The organism is Acinetobacter sp. ACIN00229 (genome assembly GCF_016106645.1).
GTDB lineage: Bacteria > Pseudomonadota > Gammaproteobacteria > Pseudomonadales > Moraxellaceae > Acinetobacter > Acinetobacter oleivorans.
The window spans coordinates 30,365-45,872 of sequence record NZ_JADWOM010000021.1; the positions used below are offsets into that span (position 1 = coordinate 30,365).

General features: G+C 40.8%; 18 protein-coding genes. 12 read left to right on the forward strand and 6 right to left on the reverse strand.

Going from position 1 to position 15,508, the window contains the following annotated elements:
- The first annotated feature begins 293 nt into the window (after positions 1-293).
- The gene (locus I7H67_RS16830) at positions 294-1,991 is read left to right on the forward strand and encodes an NAD-dependent malic enzyme (protein ID WP_013199187.1); all 1,698 of its coding nucleotides are present in this window, start codon (positions 294-296) and stop codon (positions 1,989-1,991) included.
- Between the two features lie 53 nt (positions 1,992-2,044).
- Here I7H67_RS16830 and I7H67_RS16835 read toward each other — a convergent pair whose 3' ends face one another.
- The gene (locus tag I7H67_RS16835) at positions 2,045-2,959 is read right to left on the reverse strand and encodes a Dyp-type peroxidase (RefSeq protein WP_198308389.1); all 915 of its coding nucleotides are present in this window, start codon (positions 2,957-2,959) and stop codon (positions 2,045-2,047) included.
- A gap of 160 nt (positions 2,960-3,119) precedes the next feature.
- On the opposite strand from I7H67_RS16835, the gene I7H67_RS16840 reads away from it, so the two are divergent.
- A complete protein-coding gene (locus I7H67_RS16840; RefSeq protein ID WP_049838245.1) occupies positions 3,120-3,746 on the forward strand; it encodes a LysE family transporter in 627 nt (208 codons plus the stop codon).
- Between the two features lies 1 nt (position 3,747).
- On the opposite strand, the gene znuB is transcribed toward I7H67_RS16840, so the two are convergent.
- From znuB to I7H67_RS16855, 3 genes are read right to left on the reverse strand one after another with little or no spacing between them, the layout of a single operon-like run.
- Complete coding sequence (znuB, locus tag I7H67_RS16845; protein WP_004795302.1) at positions 3,748-4,557, reverse strand: zinc ABC transporter permease subunit ZnuB; 810 nt, start codon at positions 4,555-4,557, stop codon at positions 3,748-3,750.
- Positions 4,558-4,560: 3 nt separating this feature from the next.
- Positions 4,561-5,349 (reverse strand): zinc ABC transporter ATP-binding protein ZnuC, encoded by a 789-nt coding sequence (gene znuC, locus I7H67_RS16850; RefSeq protein WP_198308390.1) that lies wholly within the window; start codon positions 5,347-5,349, stop codon positions 4,561-4,563.
- Entirely contained in the window at positions 5,322-5,819 is a 498-nt protein-coding gene (locus I7H67_RS16855; RefSeq protein ID WP_005309148.1) for a transcriptional repressor, read from the reverse strand. Before I7H67_RS16855 ends, znuC begins: the two co-directional genes overlap by 28 nt.
- A gap of 127 nt (positions 5,820-5,946) precedes the next feature.
- On the opposite strand from I7H67_RS16855, the gene I7H67_RS16860 reads away from it, so the two are divergent.
- From I7H67_RS16860 to I7H67_RS16905, 10 genes are all read left to right on the forward strand, one after another.
- The gene (locus tag I7H67_RS16860; RefSeq protein WP_198308391.1) at positions 5,947-6,786 is read left to right on the forward strand and encodes a metal ABC transporter solute-binding protein, Zn/Mn family; all 840 of its coding nucleotides are present in this window, start codon (positions 5,947-5,949) and stop codon (positions 6,784-6,786) included.
- Positions 6,787-6,956: 170 nt separating this feature from the next.
- On the forward strand, positions 6,957-7,355 hold the full coding sequence (locus I7H67_RS16865) for an ATP synthase subunit I (protein ID WP_004795299.1): 399 nt from the start codon (positions 6,957-6,959) through the stop codon (positions 7,353-7,355).
- Positions 7,356-7,459: 104 nt separating this feature from the next.
- Complete coding sequence (gene atpB / locus I7H67_RS16870) at positions 7,460-8,335, forward strand: F0F1 ATP synthase subunit A (protein ID WP_004795298.1); 876 nt, start codon at positions 7,460-7,462, stop codon at positions 8,333-8,335.
- Between the two features lie 84 nt (positions 8,336-8,419).
- The gene (gene atpE, locus I7H67_RS16875) at positions 8,420-8,665 is read left to right on the forward strand and encodes a F0F1 ATP synthase subunit C (protein WP_000424060.1); all 246 of its coding nucleotides are present in this window, start codon (positions 8,420-8,422) and stop codon (positions 8,663-8,665) included.
- A gap of 38 nt (positions 8,666-8,703) precedes the next feature.
- Positions 8,704-9,174, forward strand: coding sequence for a F0F1 ATP synthase subunit B (locus I7H67_RS16880; RefSeq protein WP_004795296.1), 471 nt, complete (start codon positions 8,704-8,706; stop codon positions 9,172-9,174).
- Between the two features lie 12 nt (positions 9,175-9,186).
- A complete protein-coding gene (locus I7H67_RS16885) occupies positions 9,187-9,723 on the forward strand; it encodes a F0F1 ATP synthase subunit delta (protein ID WP_004795294.1) in 537 nt (178 codons plus the stop codon).
- 46 nt (positions 9,724-9,769) lie between these two features.
- Entirely contained in the window at positions 9,770-11,314 is a 1,545-nt protein-coding gene (gene atpA / locus I7H67_RS16890) for a F0F1 ATP synthase subunit alpha (RefSeq protein ID WP_004795293.1), read from the forward strand.
- Positions 11,315-11,391: 77 nt separating this feature from the next.
- A complete protein-coding gene (gene atpG, locus I7H67_RS16895) occupies positions 11,392-12,261 on the forward strand; it encodes a F0F1 ATP synthase subunit gamma (RefSeq protein WP_002114131.1) in 870 nt (289 codons plus the stop codon).
- Positions 12,262-12,291: 30 nt separating this feature from the next.
- Positions 12,292-13,686 carry a F0F1 ATP synthase subunit beta gene (gene atpD / locus I7H67_RS16900; RefSeq protein ID WP_004795290.1) on the forward strand — a complete coding sequence of 465 codons (1,395 nt, stop codon included), beginning with the start codon at positions 12,292-12,294 and terminating at the stop codon, positions 13,684-13,686.
- A 17-nt stretch (positions 13,687-13,703) separates the two neighbouring features.
- The gene (locus I7H67_RS16905) at positions 13,704-14,123 is read left to right on the forward strand and encodes a F0F1 ATP synthase subunit epsilon (protein ID WP_004795288.1); all 420 of its coding nucleotides are present in this window, start codon (positions 13,704-13,706) and stop codon (positions 14,121-14,123) included.
- Positions 14,124-14,180: 57 nt separating this feature from the next.
- Here the strand turns inward: I7H67_RS16905 and I7H67_RS16910 are convergent, their stop codons facing one another.
- On the reverse strand, positions 14,181-14,777 hold the full coding sequence (locus tag I7H67_RS16910; RefSeq protein WP_081402319.1) for a hypothetical protein: 597 nt from the start codon (positions 14,775-14,777) through the stop codon (positions 14,181-14,183).
- A 143-nt stretch (positions 14,778-14,920) separates the two neighbouring features.
- Positions 14,921-15,466, reverse strand: a complete 546-nt coding sequence (locus tag I7H67_RS16915) for a glutathione peroxidase (protein ID WP_004795283.1) — start codon at positions 15,464-15,466, stop codon at positions 14,921-14,923.
- Positions 15,467-15,508: the final 42 nt, after the last annotated feature.

Sequence of the window (15,508 nt, forward strand, 5' to 3'; positions counted from 1 at the left end):
CACTAAAAACCTACCATTATTTCTTGGAGAAATATATGGTAGTATTAAAATATATGGTTTAGGCCGCTAAAATTAAAATAATAAAAGTTTTTTTAAAAGCATAAAATTATTAAGATATTGATATTTATTGTTTAATTTTATACATGTTTTAACTAAATAGTCTTTAATTTTACCATCACGGTTTAAAATATCTATTTTGAACGAATTAGGCTTAAGCTTATACGCACAAAGAGTTTTAGAGACCATACAAAAACGTGTTTTTCTCTACTCTAAGCTGGAAAATGAGATAGGCAATGATATCAGGACACCCAAGTAAACACCCCCTTTATATCCCATATGCAGGTTTTACACTTTTAGAGTTACCACTTTTAAATAAAGGTTCTGCTTTCACTGAAGAAGAAAGAAGTAACTTTAACTTACACGGTTTACTCCCCCATATTATTGAAACTATTGAAGAGCAGAGCCAGCGCTCTTATCAACAATATTGCGCTTTCACTGATGATATCAATCGACATATCTATCTGCGTAATATCCAAGATACCAATGAAACTTTGTTCTATCATCTAATCGAAAATCATCTTGAAGAAATGATGCCGATTATTTACACCCCAACAGTAGGTGAGGCATGTCAGCGTTTCTCTGATATCTATCGTCGTCATCGTGGTGTTTTTATTTCATATCCAGATCGTGATGTGATTGATGATATTTTGCAGAACGTAAATAAAAATAATGTAAAAGTCATCGTGATTACTGATGGTGAACGTATCTTAGGTCTTGGTGACCAAGGTATTGGCGGAATGGGGATTCCTATTGGAAAACTTTCGCTTTACACAGCTTGTGGTGGGATTAGTCCAGCTTATACATTACCAATCACAATTGATGTAGGGACGAACAATCCACAACTGTTAAATGATCCGATCTATATGGGCTGGCGTCAGCCGCGTATTAGCGGCGATGAATATTACGCATTTGTAGATATGGTGATTGATGCTGTGAAGCGTCGTTGGCCAAAAGCATTAATCCAGTTTGAAGATTTCGCACAAAAAAATGCGATGCCACTTTTAGAAAAATATCGCGATAAAATTTGCTGTTTTAACGATGATATTCAAGGAACAGCAGCAGTATCGGTTGGTAGTTTAATTGCTGCGAGTCGTGCAGCGGGTAAGCAATTAAAAGATCAAAAAATTGCTTTCTTAGGTGCAGGTTCGGCGGGTTGTGGTATCGCGGAGCAAATTGTTGCTCAAATGGTTGCTGAAGGTCTAACCGATGCAGAAGCGCGTGCTCGCGTTTATATGGTAGACCGTTTTGGTTTGATCACTGAGAATCAGCCAAACTTGCTCGACTTCCAACGTAAGTTGGCGCAAAAAGCTGAGGTAGTTGATCAGTGGGGCAATATTGAAGAAGTGATTTCACTGCTTGATGTTGTTAAAAATGCTAAGCCTACAGTGTTAATTGGTGTTTCTGGTCAGCCTGGTTTGTTCACCGAAGAAATCATTAAGACCTTAGCGGCAAACTGTGAACGCCCAATAGTCATGCCATTGTCAAACCCAACTTCACGTGTTGAAGCTGTACCAGCTGATATTGTGGAGTGGACTGAAGGTAAAGCATTAATTGCAACAGGTAGTCCTTTTGCTCCTGTGAATCATCACGGCAAACTTTACAATATTTCACAGTGTAATAACTCATACATTTTCCCAGGCATTGGCTTAGGTGTAGTGGCATCGGGTGCTAAACGCGTTACTGAAAATATGTTAATGGCGTCAAGTAGTGCTTTAGCAAATTGCTCTCCATTGCTTAAAGATCCACAAGCTGATTTGTTGCCGCCGTTGGGTGAAATTCAACAAGTTTCTAGAGTTATTGCATTCGAAGTTGCGAAAGCAGCTATGGCTGATGGTGTAGCTGTAACGATTAGTGATGATTTGTTGAAACAGAAAATTGATCAATCATTCTGGAAACCTGAATACCGCAAATATAAGCGTATTCCTTTCTAAGAATTAGAATCTAAAAAGAGGAGCTTTATGCTCCTCTTTTTATTTTTAGTCTTCTATAGAATTTCTTCTAGCAATTCTTCACTTGGTGCAAAGTAATAAGCACCATCAAGTGGTGTCACGAAGTGCAATAAACGATCATGAATACCATCTCCACTTGTGCCGAACATACGCTTTAACATGGCATCAATAATGCTGAGATCTTTTGTGTAAGCAATGAAAAATAAGCCCTGATCGCCTCGACCATCGCCATAAGGTAGGCTATGGCGCAAGATTTCCATTTCTTCGCCTTCATCATCCTCAACAACAGTGCGGGCAACATGGGCATTTTCTGGCTTAACGTCATCATCTAATTCAATAGATTCAAGTTTGGTGCGACCTATGACATTTTCTTGCGCATCAACTTTCAATTTTTTCCATTTTTCTAAATCATGAGCATAGCGCTGCGCGAAAATGAAACTACCATCGGCAAATACTCCAGCCTCTTCAGGTAGAAGAGCTGTTTCTGCACGATCATCTGGGAACTGAGGGTTTTCAGTACCGTCTATAAAACCTGTAATATCTCGTCCATCGAAATAACGGAAGCAAACACGCTCATCAAGAACTTCGACTTTATCTTTAATACCTTCAAAAAATGCTTGGCTTAATGCAAAACAAATATCAGAGCGCATGCTGGCAATATGAATGAGTACATCTGCTGGCACAGCTGGCATGTTGAATGCGCCTTGTTCTGGCTCAAGCTGTTTAAATCCTACAGGAATTTGCGAATAGAGCTGTTTCCATAGTTCAGGACCAAAAGCGACTGCTGTTTTAATTTGAGCATCAGAATGCTGAGTAATTAGACGGTCTCTTGCTTCAAATAAAGCCCCAATTTGTTTTTTTAATTCATCAATTGATAAGTCTTTTAAACGAAGAACAATGAAGCGAGCATGATCTGATGGCAATGGCAAAATGACGGATTGAGCAGTCATTGGAAGGTATCTCCTCAATTATAATTTAGTATGAGCTTTTAATTATTGTGCCTGATGCGAAGAGCCGTTAGTAGTCTATTTGTTGATTTTATTGTTTGAATTCTGACTAAGATAGCTTTATAAAACAGTATAATTCCACTTTTATAGTCTATTTTTTGTTATGTCTCTGCAAGTTTGGTTCGCTTATATGTTGGCCTGTTGGGTTATTAGTATCTCACCGGGTGCAGGAGCAATTGCTTCAATGTCGAGTGGTCTAAACTATGGTTTTAGGCATGGCTATTGGAATGCGATTGGTTTGCAAATCGCTTTGCTACTTCAAATTATGGTAGTTGCAGCAGGTGTGGGAGTTTTATTTGCAACGACACCTTTGGCTTTTCAGTTTGTTAAATGGTTTGGTGTGATTTATTTGTTATACCTTGCTTACTTACAGTGGACAGCACCTATAAAAGATATAGAAATCCAACAAGAAAAAAGAGATAAATCTGTATTCGCGCTATTGTTAAATGGCTTTGTGGTCAATATTAGTAATCCCAAAGCGATTGTATTTCTATTAGCTGTTTTACCCCAGTTTCTAGATTTGGGTAAGCCTCAATGGATACAGTACCTGATTATGGCTATAACAATGATTACGATTGATTTGATTGTAATGGCTGGATATACAGGGCTAGCATCAAAGGTTCTAAGATTACTTCGCTCTCCTAAGCAGCAAAAATATTTGAATCGGGGTTTTGCTGTAATGTTTAGTTGTGCGGCTTTATTATTAAGTACAGTTCATCAGGCGTCCTAATTTAGGCCGCCTGTGTCTGATTTTTTAGCTTTTGAGTTATGAAAATAACGGCGAAAGTTAAGGCCATGCATAAAACAATACTTAAGCCGGTAGAGATGTTGAGTGCTGCGCTTGACCATAATCCCACACTCACCCCAAGCTGAGCTAACACAAATGCCCAAACGACCATTTGCTTTGGTGAGTTTGCTAGTAGGCGAGCGCTTAAAGCTGGTATTACGAGTAATGCACCCATAAGCAAAGAACCTACCGCACGTAAGGCTAATACAGTAAATAAAGCCAATAACAGCATGAAAATAAGACGTTGCCAGTTCGCATTTACCCCTTCACTAATTGCAATGTCTGGATCAATTGCAAACTGTATTTGTGGCTGCCAAAAGCGATAAAGAATTGCGAGTGATAGTGCAATGATTAAAGTGAAAACAGGTAAGTCAGGCCAATCAATACTCAGTAAGTCACCAAATAAATAACTTAAAAGCTCAGGTCTTAAACTTGGAACATGTTGAATAAACAGAAGGCCACTACAAAGTAATGTCGCTGAACATAAGGCTAAGAGCGCATCATTGGGTAAGCGATTGTCATGTAGGGCCCATAAAATTGCGACCAGTAAAACCGCAGTGCCTGCAACACCAAGCCAAAGAGGAAGGCTTAAAGCACCTGCGATAGCAACCCCAAGTAGTGTTCCGTGTGCCATGGTGTCAGCAAAAAAAGACATGCGTCTCCAAAGCATTAGACAACCCAGAGGTGCGGTTAAAAACACCAATAAGGTTCCCATAATCCATGCGGGTAACAATAATTGTAACCATTCCATCATGGCTTAAGCTTCCGGTTCTGGGTGGATGTGAGGACGGTCATTATAAGGGCAGGGGTGTGCTGCATCACCGTGAGCACAATGATCATGATGATGTTGGTAGAAAACTCGTTGAGTTCCAAAGATCGCCTGATATTCAGGATGTTGTTGAATATTCTCGGGTAACCCACTACAGCAAATATGTTTATTTAAACACACTACGCGGTGTGTTCCTTCCATCACCCATTGTAAGTCATGAGAAACAATTAAGATTGCACAACCATATCGTTCTGGCAGACTACGGACATATTCATAAAGTTCAGCTTCTGACTGAATATCTAAACCTTGCATCGGTTCGTCAAGAACTAAAATATCTGGCTGACGAAGTAGAGCACGCGCTAGTAATACGCGTTGGCGCTCACCACCGGAAAGTTGTTGTACTTTTGATTGTTGTAACTTGGAGATGCCTGTGTCTTGAGTAATTTCCTGACGAAGGGCAGGGCTACACTTTTCTAAATCAAGTAGATCCTGAACACGCAAAGGTAGACTGTGTGAAGGATTAAATTTTTGTGGCACATACGCCATTTTGAGTTTTTTATAATTAACAATGCGTCCACTACTCGGTTGGAGAATACCAAGTAGAACTTTAATCAGTGTTGATTTGCCAGCACCATTTGGTCCAATTAAAGACACAATTTCATTTTGATGCAGAGCAAAATCAACTTTTTTTAAAATTTCCCGATTATCACGATGAACAGAAACCTGCTCAAGCTGAATTAATACAGGATTTAACGAGTTGTGCGGCACTGTTGGCATTTCCCCGAAATTTCAATAATGCTGTGTTGAGCCACGAACTCATCTGACGCTGCAAGTTGGTCAAGCTGGTGAGTTAAACCTTGAGAAGAGGCTTCTTTAACCATGTGGCATTCGGTGCAGATTAGGAATGCTGCTTGATGACCTTCGCGAGGGTGGCAACAGGGAATATAGGCATTAATAGAAGTTAGGCGATGGATCAAACCTTTTTCTAATAAAAAATCTAAAGTTCTATAAACAGTTGGAGGAGCAGCCGGACGATCAGTTTGGCTTTTTATACGTGCGAGTAAGTCATAGGCGCCCATTGGACCCGAAGCATTTAAAATGAGTTCCAAAACTTCTTTGCGCAAAGGCGTAAGTCGTGCGCCAGTCGCAGAACATAAATTTTCTGCTTCAGCTAAACGGTTTGCGACATTATGGTGATCATGCACACCATGCAAAGAATCATGATGTTCATGCGAGCAGGAACTCATAGAAATAACCTCGAATTTTTAACGGAATATTAGCATGAAGCGATGCTTCATTCGATTAATCTTAGGTATTTTTGTAACTTTGTTATATTATAACATGCTTCGAGCTAATTTAAATTGATGGTCTGTCATGTTCCGTTTTTTTGTTTTCAGTATGTTCTCTCTTTTGAGTACGTTAGGGTGGAGTCAGGGTTTGGTGGTTTCTACACACCCGATCTATCTGATTGCAAAAGAAGTCACTCAAGGTATTGAGGAACCACAACTCTTATTAAAGGGACAAACTGGGCATGACGTACAATTAACCCCAGCGCACCGTAAAGCAATTAATGATGCATCATTGGTCATTTGGTTGGGTAAGGCTCATGAAGCACCTCTAAATAAATTGTTAGGTAATAATAAGAAAGCAATTGCCTTATTAGATAGTGGCATAGTTTCTGTTTTACCCCTGCGTAGTACACGCGGTGTAGCGTTACCTAATACAGTAGATACTCATGTGTGGCTAGAACCAAACAATGCAGTTCGAATCGGTTTCTTTATTGCAGCTTTACGTTCTCAGCAGCATCCTGAAAATAAGGCTAAATATTGGAATAATGCTAATATCTTTGCTCGCAAAATGTTTCAGGCAGCACAAGCTTATGACAGCACAAGTAATGGTAAGCCATATTGGTCATATCATGATGCCTATCAATATTTAGAACGCTCTTTAAATTTAAAGTTCGCAGGCGCTTTGACAGATGATCCTCATGTTGCACCAACAGCAGCTCAAATTAAGTATCTTAATGATAATCGACCAAAAGATCAGATGTGTTTGTTAGCGGAAAGTTTTACCACTAAAAGTCAGTATCAAAAATTAGGTAACATTACTTTTCAACCCGTAGACGAGAGCATGAATAACGAGGATGATTTCGTCACTGCATGGAAGAAACTGGCTATAAAAACAGATAAATGTGTATTAAGTACGCAAAAGTAAGATAAAAAATAAACAAAGGCTGACTGTAGCGTCAGCACCACCTGTCATGAAAAACCCCGACTAAAGTCGGGAAAAGATTGCATGTTCAGGGGTGTAACTCTATAATGCCTGCGATTAAAAGCGATCATCAGCTAAACTTGTCAAGCATTTATGCTGTGAGTGGATAAATAATGAGCCAAACTAGTCGCTTGATTGACCGACGATTAGCAAAAGCTTTGGTCTTCTTACAAGCATGTATGATCCCTGTTTCCGCCTTAGTGGCGTGGAGCATAAAAGACATGACAGCAGCATTAAGTGCGGCACTTGGTGCACTGGTTTGCTGGCTTGCTATGAGTTATTTCTCGTGGCAATCCTTCAGGACAGCAGGTGCGAGAGCATCAAAACAAGTGCTGTCTAACATGTATAGGGGCATGTTAGGCAAATTTGCAATCATGATCGTTGGATTTATTTTGATTTTGAGCAATGTTAAACCTTTATCACCGTTAGCATTGCTGTTTGGTTTTATTCTCGTTCAGACAATGTCGTGGGTCGCTCCGTTTTGGGTGTCACGTCTACAAAAACGGGTGTAGAAACAAGAAGAATTGAAGATTTTTTGGAGGGTAGCGAGATATCGACAGTGCGCCGATGTTCGTTTCCCTTCTTTTTAGTAATTGACATTGACCAGGTGTGATTTATGGCTGCTGAAGAACATGCCCTCACTTCGACAGAGTATATCAAGCATCACTTGACCAATATGACCTATGGCAAAATGCCAGACGGTACATGGAAATTGGCTGAGACTGCTGAAGAAGCTCATTCGATGGGGTTCACTGCAATTCACTTGGATTCAATGGGTTGGTCAATTGGCCTTGGTGTTATTTTCTGTTTGATGTTCTGGATCGTTGCGAAAGCTGCTAATGCAGGTGTTCCAACTAAATTCCAGTCTGCAATTGAAATGATCATCGAGTTTGTTGACTCAAGTGTCCGTGATACTTTTCATGGCAAATCACGTTTAATCGCTCCGCTTGCACTCACTATTTTCGTGTGGATTTTCCTCATGAACTTAATGGACTTGATCCCAGTTGACTGGATTCCTCAAGTTGCAGCGTTTGTAGGTGCAAACGTATTTGGTATGGACCCTCACCACGTTTACTTCAAGATCGTTCCATCTACAGATCCAAACATTACTTTAGGTATGTCTTTATCTGTATTTGTACTTATCTTGTTCTACAGCATCCGCGAAAAGGGTGTTAGTGGTTTCGTTGGTGAATTGGCACTTAACCCATTTAACCCAAGTAATCCAGTTGCAAAAGCGTTGCTTATTCCAGTGAACTTGATTTTGGAATTGGTAACATTCCTTGCTCGTCCGATTTCATTAGCTCTCCGACTATTCGGTAACATGTATGCCGGTGAGTTGATCTTTATCCTAATTGCTTTATTGCCGTTCTGGATTCAATGGGCGTTGTCTGTGCCTTGGGCGATCTTCCACATTCTTGTAATCACGTTGCAGGCATTCATCTTTATGATGCTTACCATCGTTTACTTGAGCATGGCAAGCGAAAAACATTAATGGTATTGCCTAACTATCAAACGATGGTTGGGCTGAATTTTTTTAATTTAATTTGGTAATAACCTAACCTCTGAGGAATTTTTCATGGAACTCACTTTAGGTCTAGTTGCAATTGCATCTGCTATCTTGATCGCTTTCGGTGCTTTAGGTACTGCGATTGGTTTTGGTCTTTTGGGTGGTCGCTTTTTAGAAGCTGTTGCTCGTCAACCAGAATTGGCTCCACAACTTCAAACTCGTATGTTCTTAATCGCGGGTCTTCTTGATGCTGTGCCTATGATCGGTGTTGGTATTGGCTTGTTCTTCATCTTCGCTAATCCATTTGTAGGTTAATCATCTTAATTCCTAAATCCACTATTTGAGGAATTGCAATGAATATCAACCTCACATTGATTGGTCAAGCGATTGCGTTTGCATTCTTTGTTGCATTCTGCATGAAGTTTGTTTGGCCACCACTAATCAATGCGATTAGTGAGCGTCAGCGTAAAATTGCTGATGGCTTAAATGCAGCAGAAAAAGCGAAAGCTGATCTTGCCGATGCACAATCGCAAGTAAAGCAAGAGCTTGATGCAGCTAAAGCACAAGCGGCTCAATTGATCGAACAAGCGAACCGTCGTGCAGCACAATTGATCGAAGAAGCTCGTACTCAAGCTGCGGCTGAAGGTGAGCGTATTCGTCAACAGGCTAAAGAAGCTGTTGATCAAGATATCAATTCTGCTCGCGAAGAATTACGTCAACAAGTAGCTGCTTTGGCAGTAACTGGCGCAGAAAAAATCCTGAACCAGCAAGTTGACGCAGAAGCTCATAATGCCATGCTGTCTCAGCTGGCTGCTAAACTTTAAGAGAGGCGAATCATGGCTGAACTCTTGACGTTGGCACGTCCGTATGCCAAAGCAGCATTTGCTTATGCTTCTGAGCAAGGTGCAACAGACAATTGGTCGAATGCGTTACAAGTGCTCAGTGCTGCGGTGCAAGACGAAGCATTTTCCGCTTATTTAAATCGCCCTGAACTTACTCCTGTGGAGCAAGTGAAGCTTTTTGCTAAAGTTTTAGGTGAAGGTCAATCTCAAGCAGTGTCTAACTTTTTGACACTTCTTGCAGATAACGATCGTTTAATGTTGTTACCTGAAATTGAAGCAGAATATGAACAGCTTAAATCACAGAATAACAACAATGTGGATGTCGTGATTGAATCGGCTTTCCCATTAACTGCTGAACAAGAGCAATTGTTGAAATCTGCTTTAGAAAAGCGTTTCAACAGTACTGTAACTGTTTCAGTTGAAGTTAAACCTGAGCTTATTGCAGGTGTTGTAATTCGTGCAGGCGATCAAGTGATAGATGATTCTGCGCTTAACAAGCTTGAAAAAATGCGTACTCGTCTTCTTGCATAATGCAAATGATGAAGACTGAACTAATAAAAGATTGAGGAATAGCGCAATGCAACAACTGAATCCATCCGAGATCAGTGCGCTCATTAAACAGCGTATCAGCGATCTGGACACCAGCGCGACCGCTAAAAACGAAGGTACCATTGTTATGGTATCCGACGGTATCGTGCGCATTCACGGTCTTGCTGATGCAATGTACGGTGAAATGATCGAATTTGACGGCGGCTTATTTGGTATGGCACTGAACCTAGAACAGGATTCAGTGGGTGCCGTTGTCTTAGGTAACTACTTAAGCCTTCAAGAAGGTCAAAAAGCTCGTTGTACAGGTCGTGTACTTGAAGTTCCAGTTGGTCCGGAACTTCTTGGCCGTGTTGTCGACGCTTTGGGTAACCCAATTGATGGTAAAGGCCCAATTGATGCAAAATTAACTGATGCTGTTGAAAAAGTAGCACCAGGCGTAATTTGGCGTCAATCTGTAGACGAACCTGTTCAAACTGGTTACAAATCAGTTGATACCATGATTCCTGTGGGTCGTGGTCAGCGTGAGTTGATTATTGGTGACCGTCAAACTGGTAAAACAGCGATGGCGATCGATGCGATTATCGCTCAGAAAAACTCTGGCATTAAATGCGTATACGTTGCGATTGGTCAAAAACAATCAACAATTGCAAACGTTGTACGTAAGCTAGAAGAAACTGGCGCTATGGCGTATACAACTGTTGTCGCTGCTGCGGCTGCTGATCCTGCTGCAATGCAGTACTTGGCTCCGTACTCTGGCTGTACAATGGGTGAATACTTCCGTGACCGCGGTGAAGACGCTCTTATTATTTATGATGATTTGTCTAAGCAAGCAGTTGCTTACCGTCAAATTTCATTACTTTTACGTCGTCCACCAGGTCGTGAAGCGTATCCGGGTGACGTATTCTATCTTCACTCACGTCTTCTTGAACGTGCTTCTCGTGTATCTGCTGACTACGTTGAGAAATTCACTAATGGCGCAGTAACTGGTAAAACTGGTTCTTTAACTGCATTGCCAATTATTGAAACTCAAGCAGGTGATGTATCTGCATTCGTACCAACGAACGTAATTTCGATTACTGACGGTCAGATCTTCTTAGAAACATCATTATTCAACGCAGGTATTCGTCCTGCTGTGAACGCGGGTATCTCTGTATCTCGTGTTGGTGGTTCTGCTCAAACTAAGATCATCAAAAAATTGTCTGGTGGTATCCGTACTGCTTTAGCACAATACCGTGAATTGGCTGCGTTTGCTCAGTTCGCTTCTGACCTTGACGAAGCAACTCGTAAGCAACTTGAACATGGTCAACGTGTAACTGAGTTAATGAAGCAAAAGCAATATGCTCCTTACTCAATTGCTGACCAAGCTGTTTCTGTTTATGCATCTAACGAAGGCTATATGGCTGACGTAGAAGTTAAGAAAATCGTAGACTTTGATGCTGCGTTAATTTCTTACTTCCGCGCAGAATATGCTCCGTTGATGAAACAAATCGATGAAACTGGTGATTACAACAAAGACATCGAAGCAGCAATCAAAGCAGGTATTGAAAGCTTTAAAGCGACTCAAACTTACTAAGTTCAGTTTTAGTTAAGTTTGGTTCACGGATCAACCTTCGGAAGCTCGAAAGAGCTTTCGAATACTAGGTTAAGCGTATGGCAAATTTAAAAGAAATTCGCGCCAAAGTAGCTAGTATCAAGAGCACGCAAAAGATTACTCGCGCGATGCAAATGGTAGCTGCTTCTAAAATGCGTCGTGCGCAAGAGCGCATGGCTCAGGGCCGTCCGTATGCCGATAATATGCGCCGTGTAATTGCTCACTTGGTCCAAGCAAACCCTGAATACAAACACCGTTATATGGTTGATCGCCCAGTTAAGCGCGTTGGCTATATCGTAGTGTCTTCAGATCGTGGTTTGGCAGGTGGCTTGAACATTAACTTGTTCAAGAAAGTTGTGCAGCATGTCAAAGCACAACAACAGCAGTCAATTGAAGTTGAATTTGCTTTAATTGGTCAAAAAGCGGTTTCGTTTTTTAAGAATTACGGCGGTAAAGTGCTTGGTGCAACTACCCAACTTGGCGATGCGCCGAGTTTGGAACAGTTAACTGGCTCAGTACAAGTTATGCTTGATGCATTTGATAAGGGCGAATTAGATCGTATCTACCTCGTATCAAATGGCTTCGTTAATGCAATGACTCAGCAGCCTAAAGTAGAACAACTTGTTCCTTTAGCACCAGCAGAAGAAGGCGATGATCTCAACCGTACTTATGGTTGGGACTATATCTACGAACCAGAAGCAGAAGAATTGTTAAATGGTTTGTTGGTTCGCTATATCGAGTCTATGGTTTATCAAGGTGTGATTGAAAACGTTGCATGTGAGCAGTCAGCTCGTATGGTCGCGATGAAAGCAGCGACAGACAACGCAGGACAACTGATTAAAGACCTACAACTCATTTACAACAAGCTGCGTCAAGCCGCGATTACTCAGGAAATTTCTGAGATCGTTGGCGGTGCCGCTGCCGTTTAACATTATTAAGTTTGAATTGAGGAGACAGCAATGAGTAGCGGTCGTATCATTCAGATCATCGGCGCGGTTATCGACGTCGAGTTTGAGCGCAATAGCGTTCCTAAGATCTATGACGCTCTCCAAGTTGACGGTACTGAAACTACATTAGAAGTTCAGCAACAGCTTGGCGATGGTGTTGTTCGTACCATCGCAATGGGTTCTACAGAAGGTCTTAAACGTGGCCTTAACGTAACCAGCACAAATGCACCGATTTCTGTTCCAGTAGGTCCAGCTACGCTTGGTCGTATCATGGACGTTTTGGGTCGCCCGATTGATGAAGCAGGTCCTGTTGCGACTGAAGAGCGTTTGCCGATTCACCGTGAAGCACCTTCTTATGCTGAACAAGCAGCTTCTACTGATCTTTTAGAAACTGGTATTAAAGTAATTGACTTACTTTGCCCGTTTGCAAAAGGTGGTAAAGTTGGTTTATTCGGTGGTGCGGGTGTTGGTAAAACCGTTAACATGATGGAGTTGATCAACAACATCGCGAAAGCTCACTCAGGTTTATCTGTGTTTGCTGGTGTTGGTGAGCGTACTCGTGAAGGTAACGACTTCTATCACGAAATGAAAGATTCTAACGTTCTTGACAAAGTAGCAATGGTCTACGGTCAGATGAACGAGCCACCAGGTAACCGTTTACGCGTAGCGTTAACTGGTTTGACTATGGCTGAATATTTCCGTGATCAAAAAGACGAAAATGGTAAAGGTCGTGACGTATTATTATTCGTCGACAACATCTACCGTTATACACTTGCAGGTACTGAAGTATCAGCATTGTTAGGTCGTATGCCATCTGCGGTAGGTTACCAACCTACACTTGCAGAAGAAATGGGTGTTCTTCAAGAGCGTATTACATCTACTAAATCTGGTTCGATCACATCGATCCAAGCAGTATATGTACCTGCCGATGACTTAACAGATCCATCGCCTGCAACTACATTTGCTCACTTAGATGCAACAGTAGTATTGAGCCGTGACATCGCATCTTCTGGTATCTATCCAGCGATCGATCCACTTGACTCAACTTCACGTCAGTTAGACCCATTAGTTGTTGGTCAAGAGCATTATGAAATTGCTCGTTCTGTACAGAACGTATTGCAACGTTATAAAGAGCTTAAAGACATTATCGCAATCTTGGGTATGGATGAGTTAGCTGAAGAAGATAAATTGGTTGTTTACCGTGCGCGTAAAATCCAACGTTTCTTCTCTCAACCATTCCACGTAGCTGAAGTGTTTACTGGTGCTCCTGGTAAATTAGTACCACTTAAAGAAACGATTCGTGGCTTTAAAGGTCTATTAGCTGGTGAATACGATCACATCCCAGAACAAGCGTTCTATATGGTTGGTGGTATTGACGAAGTGATTGCTAAAGCTGAGAAACTCTAATTTAAGGAGATCATCTCATGGCGACTATGCAATGTGATGTCGTAAGTGTTAAAGAGTCTATTTACTCTGGCGCAGTAACGATGTTAATCGCGAAAGGTGCTGGTGGTGAGCTTGGTATTTTGCCAGGACACGCTCCACTTGTAACCTTGCTTCAACCGGGCCCGATTCGTGTTCAGTTGGAAAATGGTACAGAAGAAATCGTCTATGTATCTGGCGGTGTTTTAGAAGTTCAACCTCATGTTGTAACGGTTCTTGCAGATACTGCAATCCGTGCAGACAACTTGGATGAAGCTGCAATTTTAGAAGCACGTAAAAATGCTGAACAATTGCTTGCGAACCAAAAGAGTGATTTGGACTCAGCTGCTGCTTTGGCATCTCTATCAGAGATCTCAGGCCAGCTTGAAACAATCCGTAAAATCAAAAACCGCGCTCAATAAGACGCGGTTCGAGATTGAAAAAGCCACCGTAAGGTGGCTTTTTTTATAAGTTAATTTTTAAGATTCAGTTTTTGAGTCTGATTTTTCATCTCCAGCCATAATCATGGCAGCTAACTTAACCATATCCATTTGAATAGTATTCAGCTGTTTTTCAATTTGGTCAAAATTGATTTGATCTAATTTCCCATTTAATAACGGCATACTAAGAGCTTGTTGATTGGCATGGAGTAAACTTTGGCGGATATTCTCAATTTCCTGGCTTTTGATATCTAAGGTGAGAAGGGCTTGATTTAAACCTTGTAGTTGCTGTTTTAAAGTTGAAACAGTTGTTTTTAATTCACTTTGATTCTTATCTTGAATCGCTTGTTCAACATCAAGTTGAGTGTCTTTAAGCTGTTCAACATAATCTCCAGCTTTAAGCTGTAAATTAGCAGCATCTCGTACCATATAAAAAATATTGCCGCTTTTGAGTTCAGTTTTGCTTGGAGCAATATCTGATTCTTGTCGTTCAATAGCTTGATCAGATGCCTGTTCACTTATTTCAGTATTTTCTTGTTCAGTAGCATGATCTCGTGCTTGATCACACCCGAGTAAAAGCATGCCTGAGGCAAAAATTACAAAAGGAAGAAATGCACCCTGTAAAACTTTTTTCATAACTACAAACAACATCAAATAAAGCAAATAGGTACTATAGGCATAAAATATGGAGAAAGATTGTATTTTTGCAAACAAACAACACTTTGATCAGATAATAAAAAAGAGCGTAGAAAACGCTCTTTTTCACGTTTTTAAAACCGTTATTTTGCTAACTCTGCTTCAACTGCTTTAACAATTTGTTCATCATCAGCAGTTAGGTTTGGAGCAAAACGAGCCACTACTTCGCCATTTTTATTAATTAAGAATTTTTCGAAGTTCCATAAAACTTCTGGAGCTGGATTAGTTGGAATACCTAAACCTTCTAAGCGTTCACGGAAAGGTCCTTCACCAGTACGTTCTGGTTGAGCTGATGTCAAAGTTGCATACAGTGGATGCTTGTCTTCACCTGCAACAGATACTTTAGAAAATAAAGGGAAGTGAACATCGTAATTTAATGAACAGAATTGTTGAATTTCTTCATCAGAACCTGGTTCTTGTTCCTTAAAGTTGTTTGCAGGGAAACCTAAAATTTCAAGACCTTGATCTTTCTTGGCTTGATAAAGCTTTTCTAACCCTTCGTATTGTGGAGTTAAACCACATTTAGAAGCAGTATTTACAATAAGTAAAACTTTACCTTTGTATTGTTCGAGGTCAACCGTTTCGCCTGAAATGGCTTTTACTGGAATGTGATATACAGATTGTGTCATGAGTCTTTCCTGAAGATTGTAATTGATATCAAGTAACGCATT